The sequence below is a fragment of the Pseudomonas sp. NBRC 111143 genome (assembly GCF_001320965.1).
In the GTDB taxonomy this organism is placed as follows: domain Bacteria; phylum Pseudomonadota; class Gammaproteobacteria; order Pseudomonadales; family Pseudomonadaceae; genus Aquipseudomonas; species Aquipseudomonas machongensis.
Map to the genome: position 1 here is coordinate 20980 of NZ_BCBT01000071.1, position 6871 is coordinate 27850.

Annotated in this window: 6 protein-coding genes; all 6 read right to left on the reverse strand. The window is 65.0% G+C overall.

Features of this window, described 5'->3' with window-relative positions:
* Positions 1 to 34 precede the first annotated feature (34 nt).
* The 6 genes from APH44_RS26435 to APH44_RS26460 all read right to left on the reverse strand — a co-directional run bounded on the left by APH44_RS26435 (position 35) and on the right by APH44_RS26460 (position 6776).
* Entirely contained in the window at positions 35 to 841 is an 807-nt protein-coding gene (locus APH44_RS26435) for an ABC transporter permease (protein WP_054895265.1), read from the reverse strand.
* A complete protein-coding gene (locus APH44_RS26440; RefSeq protein WP_054895266.1) occupies positions 831 to 1781 on the reverse strand; it encodes an ABC transporter permease in 951 nt (316 codons plus the stop codon). The genes APH44_RS26435 and APH44_RS26440 overlap by 11 nt, the downstream gene beginning before the upstream one ends.
* 1 nt (position 1782) lies before the next feature.
* Complete coding sequence (locus tag APH44_RS26445; protein ID WP_054895267.1) at positions 1783 to 2808, reverse strand: ABC transporter ATP-binding protein; 1026 nt, start codon at positions 2806 to 2808, stop codon at positions 1783 to 1785.
* 238 nt (positions 2809 to 3046) lie between these two features.
* Positions 3047 to 4192, reverse strand: coding sequence for a putative ABC transporter substrate-binding protein YdcS (gene ydcS, locus APH44_RS26450; RefSeq protein ID WP_054895268.1), 1146 nt, complete (start codon positions 4190 to 4192; stop codon positions 3047 to 3049).
* Between the two features lie 83 nt (positions 4193 to 4275).
* Complete coding sequence (locus APH44_RS26455) at positions 4276 to 5733, reverse strand: gamma-aminobutyraldehyde dehydrogenase (RefSeq protein WP_234465102.1); 1458 nt, start codon at positions 5731 to 5733, stop codon at positions 4276 to 4278.
* Between the two features lie 131 nt (positions 5734 to 5864).
* Complete coding sequence (locus APH44_RS26460; protein ID WP_054895270.1) at positions 5865 to 6776, reverse strand: LysR family transcriptional regulator; 912 nt, start codon at positions 6774 to 6776, stop codon at positions 5865 to 5867.
* Positions 6777 to 6871: the final 95 nt, after the last annotated feature.

A 6871-nucleotide genomic window follows, 5' to 3' on the forward strand; every position in this document is an offset into this window, starting at 1 on the left:
AAGCGCTCCTTTTCTCAGGTTCTTGTTCGCGTGTTCACTTGCCGCTGCCGGCAACGCCTTCGCCACCTTTGGTCAGGTAGTAGGCGCCCAGGATCGGCAGCATGGTCACCAGCATGACCAGCATCGCCACCACATTGGTCACCGGCACATCGCGCGGGCGACCGAGCTGGTTGAGCAGCCAGATCGGCAAGGTGCGTTCATGACCGGCGGTGAAAGTGGTGACGATGATTTCGTCGAACGACAGGGCGAACGCCAGCATGCCGCCAGCCAGCAGCGCCGAGCCGAGGTTGGGCAGGATCACGTAGCGGAAGGTCTGCCAGCCGTCGGCGCCCAGGTCCATCGAGGCTTCGATCAGGCTGTACGAGGTGCGCCTGAAGCGGGCGATGACGTTGTTGTAGACGATCACCACGCAAAAGGTCGCGTGCCCGACGACGATGGTCATGAAGCCGGGCTCGATGCCCAACGTCTTGAATGCCGACAGCAACGCAATGCCGGTGATGATGCCGGGCAAGGCGATCGGCAGGATCAGCATCAGCGAGATGCTTTCCTTGCCGAAGAAATCACGCCGGTACAACGCAGCCGCCGCCAGCGTGCCCAGCACCATGGCGATCAGCGTGGCCAGGGCGGCGATCTTCACCGACAGGGTCACGGCATCGAGCACGTCCTGGCGTGCGAAGGCCACACTGAACCAATGCAGGGTGAAGCCCTGCGGTGGAAAGCTGAACGCAGCCTCTTCGGTGTTGAAGGCGTACAGGAAGATGATCAGGATCGGGAAGTGCAGGAACACCAGCCCTCCCCAGGCCGCAAGCTTCAGCCCCCAGGACGCTTTTTCAGAGTGCATCGAAGGCCCCCAGGCGTTTGACGATGGACAGGTAGACGGCGATCAGCACGATCGGCACCAGGGTGAAGGCCGCAGCCATGGGCATGTTGCCGATGGCGCCCTGCTGGGCGTAGACCATGCCGCCGATGAAGTAGCCCGGCGGCCCGACCAGCGACGGCACGATGAAGTCGCCGAGGGTGAGGCTGAAGGTGAAGATCGAGCCCGCGGCGATGCCCGGCACCGACAGCGGCAGGATCACCTGCATGAAGGTCTGGCGCGGTTGCGCCCCGAGGTCGGCCGAGGCCTGCAGCAGCGACGGCGGCAGGCGCTCCAGCGAGGCCTGGATCGGCAGGATCATGAACGGCAGCCAGATGTAGACGAACACCAGGAAGCGCCCCAGGTTCGAGGTCGACAAGGTGTTGCCGCCCACACCGGGCACGCCCAGCAGCAGATTCAGCAACGGCTCCAGGCCCAGGTGCTGGACGAACCACATGGCCACCCCGCCCTTGGCCAGCAGCAAAGTCCAGGCATAGGCCTTGACGATGTAGCTGGCCCACATCGGCAGCATCACCGCGATGTAGAAGAACGCCTTGGTCTTGCCGCTGGTGTAGCGCGCCATGTAGTAGGCGATGGGAAACGCCAGCGCAGCACTGGCGATGGAAACCGCCACGGCCATCAGCACGGTGCGCTGGATGATGTCGAAGTTGGCCGGGGTGAACAGCGCGGCGAAGTTGGCCCAGGTCAGGCTCGGCGTCACCGTCATGGTGAAGTCGTCGAAGGTGTAGAAGCCCTGCCACAACAACGTCAGCAACGAGCCCAGGTAGATCGCGCCGAACCACAGCAGCGGCGGCACCAGCAGCAGCGACAGGTACAGCGTCGGCTTGCGGTACAGCAGGTTGGACAGCCCGCGCAGGGCGCCGTGGCGGACTACCGGCGCCGTGGCATCGAGGGTCAGGCTCATCTCACACGCCCTCGCTCAGCGCCACCATGGCCTCGCGCGCCCAGCGGGCGGTGACGCGCTGGCCCGGCTGGTGGCTGGCCGGGCCGTCACCCCACTGGCTGTTGGCCTGGCTCAGGCTCAGGTGCTGGCCATTGTCCAGGCGGATCTCATAGCGCGTTGCGGCGCCCTGGTACTGGATATCGTGCAGCAGGCCGCTGACCTCGACGTCGCTGGCTCCCCGTTCGCCCAAGGCGAAGCGAATGTGCTCGGGGCGAATGGAGAACGGCCGGGCATCACCGACCAGTTGGCTGCCGAGTTCGCCACGCAACACGTTGGAGGTGCCGACGAATTCGGCGACAAAGGCGGTGGCCGGTTTCATGTACAGGTTGCGTGGGGTGTCGACCTGTTCGATGCGCCCTTTGTTGAATACCGCGACGCGGTCGGACATCGACAGCGCTTCGCTCTGGTCGTGGGTGACGAAGATGAAGGTAATGCCCAGTTGGCGTTGCAGGCGCTTGAGTTCACCCTGCATCTGCTCGCGCAGCTTGAGGTCGAGCGCCCCCAGCGGCTCGTCGAGCAGCAGCACCCGCGGGCGGTTGACCAGCGCGCGGGCCAGGGCCACACGCTGGCGCTGCCCGCCGGAAAGCTGTACTGGCTTGCGCGTGCCATAACCGCCGAGGGCGACCATCTCCAGCGCCTGCTCGGCACGCTGCAAGCGCTCGGTGCGGGCCACGCCCTTGACCTTCAGGCCATAGGCGACGTTGTCCAGCACGTTCATGTGCGGGAACAGCGCGTAGTCCTGGAACACTGTGTTGACGTCACGCTGGTAGGGCGGCAGGCCGGCGGCTTCGAGGCCATGGATGCGGATGGAGCCTGCGCTGGGCTGCTCGAAACCTGCGATCAGGCGCAGGCAGGTGGTCTTGCCCGAGCCCGAGGGGCCGAGCATGGAAAAGAATTCGCCGTCCTGGATGTCGATCGACACCTGGTCGACGGCCTTCACCTCGCCGAACTGACGGGAGACCTGGGTGAACTGGACGGCTGGGGGCATGGTGGAGGCTCCGGGACTGGAAGTTATCGGGGGCGGACCTTCGGGAGTGGCCTTTGTGGAGGTGGCCTTTGTGGGAGCGGCTTCTGTGGGAGTGGCCTCTGTGGGAGCGGGCTTGCCCGCGAAAAGAACACCGCGGTGAATGGCACCGGCTTTGCCGGTGTTCGCGGCGGTTCGGCGCCCCGACAAGCCCGCTCCCACAAAGCCCGCTTCCACATGCCGGCTCTCACAACAACCAGGCCTAGCGCCCGCCCATGATCGCGATGTAGTCCTGGGTCCAGCGGCTATAGGGCACGAACTTGCCACCCTCGGCCTGCGGGGTCTTCCAGAAGGCGATCTTGTCGAACTGGTCGAAGCCGTTGGTCTTGCAGCCCTCGGCGCCCAGCAATTCGCTGGCCTTGCAGCCCTGCGGCACCGCTGGCAACGAACCGAACCAGGCCGCCACGTCACCCTGCACCTTGTCCTGCAGCGACCAGTCCATCCACTTGTAGGCGCAGTTGGGATGCTTGGCCTCGACATGCAGCATGGTGGTGTCGGCCCACCCGGTGACGCCCTCCTTCGGGAATACCGTGGCGATCGGCTGGCCCTCGGCCTTGAGCGCGTTGGCCTGGTAAGGCCAGGCACTGGAAGCGGCGACACCTTCGTTCTTGAAGTCGCTCATCTGCACCGTGGTGTCGTGCCAGTAACGGTGGATCAAGGCGTGCTGCTTGCGCAGCAGGTCGAGCACGGCGGCGTACTGCTTTTCATCGAGTTGGTACGGGTCGCTGATGCCCAGCGCCGGCTGGGTCGCCTTGAGGTAGAGCGCGGCGTCGGCAATGTAGATCGGGCCGTCGTAGGCCTGCACACGGCCCTTGTTCGGCTTGCCATCGGGCAGGTTCTCGGCCTCGAATACGGCTTTCCAGCTATCCGGTGCGGCGGGGAACACCTTGGTGTTGTACATCAGCAGGTTCGGGCCCCACTGGTAGGGCGTGCCGTAGGTCTTGCCATCGACGGTGTACCAGGGTGCGTCGTGCAGGCGCGGGTCCAGGTTCTTCCAGTTGGGGATCAGTTTCGGGTCGATCGGCTGTACACGCTTGCCATAGATCAACCGCAGCGAGGCATCGCCCGAAGCGGTGACCAGGTCGTAGCCACCCTTGGCCATCAGGCTGACCATCTCGTCGGAGGTGGCAGCGGTCTTGACGTTGACCTTGCAGCCCGTGTCCTGCTCGAACTTGCTGACCCAGTCATAGGCCTTGTCCGACTCGCCACGTTCGATATAACCCGGCCAGGCGACGATATCGAGCTGGCCCTCGCCCTTGCCGACTTCCTTCAGGGCTTCGGCGGCCTGGAGGCTGCCACTGGCCAGGAGCGCGGTGGCGAGCCCGCTGAGCAACGCTGTCTTGTACATCGTTCATCTCCCAAATTGTTCTTTCTATTGTTGGGGCAGTATCAAGCGAACAACGTCCCTGGCGGCGCCAGCGGATTCTTGTGTCAGTCGAGCAGCTCGCCGTGACGCGCCATGATGTGGCGCACCACGCTGTAGTCCTGCAGCGAGTCGCTGGACAGGTCCTTGCCGTAGCCGGAGCGCTTGAGCCCACCATGGGGCATCTCGCTGGCCAGCATGAAATGGGTGTTGATCCAGGTGCAGCCGTATTGCAGGCGGTTGGCGATCTGGAAGGCCTTGTCGAGGTTCTGCGTCCACACCGAGGAGGCCAGGCCGTATTCGGAGTCGTTGGCCCAGTCCAGCGCCTGGGACAGGTGTTCGAAGCGGGTCACGGTGACCACCGGCCCGAACACTTCGCGCTGGACGATCTCGTCCTGCTGGCGGCAGCCGGCCAGCAGCGTCGGCTGGTAGTAGAAGCCAGGGCCCGAATGCACCGCGGCACCGGTCACCCGCTCGATGTGCGGCTGGCCCAGGGCGCGCTCGACGAAGCTGGCCACGCGGTCGCGCTGGCGGGCGCTGATCAGCGGGCCGATCTCGTTGTCGGCGTCTTTCTTGCGGGCGAAGCGGATATTGCCCACCGCGTCGCCCAGCGCGGCCACCAGCCGGTCGTGGATGCCGGCCTGGGCGTAGATGCGGCAGGCAGCGGTGCAGTCTTGCCCGGCGTTGTAGTAACCATGGGTGCGAATGCCCTGCACCACGGCCTCCAGGTCGGCATCGTCGCAGACGATCACCGGCGCCTTGCCGCCGAGCTCCAGATGGGTGCGCTTGAGCGTGCGAGAAGCGGCCTGGAGGATTTTCTGGCCGGTGACGATATCGCCGGTCAGCGACACCATGCGCACCTTGGGGTGGCCGACCAGATGGCTGCCGACCGCCTCGCCACCACCGCAGACGATGTTCAGTACGCCAGGCGGCAGGATGTCGACCAGCAACGGCGCCAGGGCCAGGATCGACAGCGGCGTGTGTTCGGACGGCTTGAACACCAGGGTGTTGCCTGCGGCCAGGGCCGGGGCGATCTTCCACGCCGCCATCATCAGTGGGTAGTTCCACGGCGCGATCGACGCCACCACACCCACCGGGTCGCGGCGCACCATACTGGTGTGCCCAGCGACGTACTCGCCAGTGAGCTGACCCTGCTGACAGCGCACGGCCCCGGCAAAGAAACGGAACACATCGGCAGTGGCGGGAATGTCGTCCTGGCGCGCCAGGTGCAGGGGCTTGCCGCAGTTCAGCGCCTCGAGACGGGCAAGCAGGTCAGCATTGGCGTCGATGGCGTCGGCGATGGCGAGCAAGGTGGCAGCGCGTTGTGCAGGGGTCGTGCGCGACCAGCCGGCAAAGGCGCGCTGGGCCGCCTGTACCGCGCGCTCAAGCTGTTCGAGGGACGCTTCGCCGACATTCAGCAGCAACTCGCCGGTCGCCGGGTTGACGATGGGCTCGACCAGCCCTTCCCCGGCAACCAGGTGGCCATCGATCAACTGTGCGCTGTACAGCGGAAGACTGGTGGGCATTTTCGGACTTCTTCTTTTTTTCGTGTCGTCGTGCATGGCGCCTCCGCTGGGGGTCGGGCGCGTCCACTAGAAACGAGACTAGGGCCCGACAGGCAGCTTCACAAATTCTAAATATAGAAAGTCTCGTTCGATTAAAGCGATACCTTGCGCTGGCTGCCCTGCCCCCTGGCCAATGTCAGGAACGGGTCCACCAGCGGCGTGCGCGCCGTACCCCGACGCCAGGCCAGGCCGACGTCGAGGGTCTCGTTGAGGTCGGCCAGCGGGCGGGCTTCGATGATGTCGCCTTCCAGCGACCACGGGCGGTAGGTCATGTCGGCCTGGATCGACAGCCCAAGCCCCGCCGCCACCAGGCTGCGCACCGCTTCCACCGACGCGGTGCGCAAGGTGACTTTGGGCGTAAGCCCGGCACGGCTCCAGATGCGCTGGGTGTGCAGGCCCATTTCATCGGCGTTGAGCTGGATCAGCGGCTCGCCCGCGACATCGGCCAGGCTGATGCTGTCGCGCTCGAGCAGCGGATGGCGCGGCGGCAGCCACAGGCGGTGCGGCGAGTGGGTGAGCACTTCGGTCTGCAGGGCGTGGCGATCTTCGAGATTGGACAGGATCAGCACACCGACATCGATCTCGCCGGCCACCAGCAGATGCTCGATGTAGGGACGCTCGTCCTCCACCACGCGGGTTTGGACGTTGGGATAGGCGTGCTGGAAGCGGGTGATCAGGTCGGCCAGGTAATAGCCGGCGACCAGGCTGGTGACGCCGATGGTGAGCAGGCCATCGACCTGGTCGGTGCTCTGCTGCAGGCTGCGCTTGGCGTTTTCCACGGTGGCCAGGATCAGGTGCGCCTGGCGCAGGAACTGGTGGCCCTGGTGGGTCAGGCTCATGCCTTTGGCGTGGCGGGTGAACAGGGTCACGCCGATCTCGTCTTCCAGTTGCTGGATCGCCTGGGTGAGGGTCGACTGGGAGATGAACACCGCCTGCGCGGCGGCGGAGATCGAGCCGGTTTCGGCGACGGCGATGAAGTGGCGGATCTGGCGCAGGGTCATCATGCGGAAAAACACCTGTTGTTTTTTCCGCAGTATGGTTTATCGAATGGGTGATTGAGCGTTCTTTTTTATCGAACAGGGTTGAGGGCAGTGTTGGT

Coding starts and splice junctions, on each gene's coding strand:
- APH44_RS26435 (WP_054895265.1), bottom strand. CDS start 841: ATGCACTCTGAAAAAGCGTCCTGGGGGCTGAAGCTTGCGGCCTGGGGA.
- APH44_RS26440 (WP_054895266.1), bottom strand. CDS start 1,781: ATGAGCCTGACCCTCGATGCCACGGCGCCGGTAGTCCGCCACGGCGCC.
- APH44_RS26445 (WP_054895267.1), bottom strand. CDS start 2,808: ATGCCCCCAGCCGTCCAGTTCACCCAGGTCTCCCGTCAGTTCGGCGAG.
- ydcS (WP_054895268.1), bottom strand. CDS start 4,192: ATGTACAAGACAGCGTTGCTCAGCGGGCTCGCCACCGCGCTCCTGGCC.
- APH44_RS26455 (WP_234465102.1), bottom strand. CDS start 5,733: ATGCCCACCAGTCTTCCGCTGTACAGCGCACAGTTGATCGATGGCCAC.
- APH44_RS26460 (WP_054895270.1), bottom strand. CDS start 6,776: ATGATGACCCTGCGCCAGATCCGCCACTTCATCGCCGTCGCCGAAACC.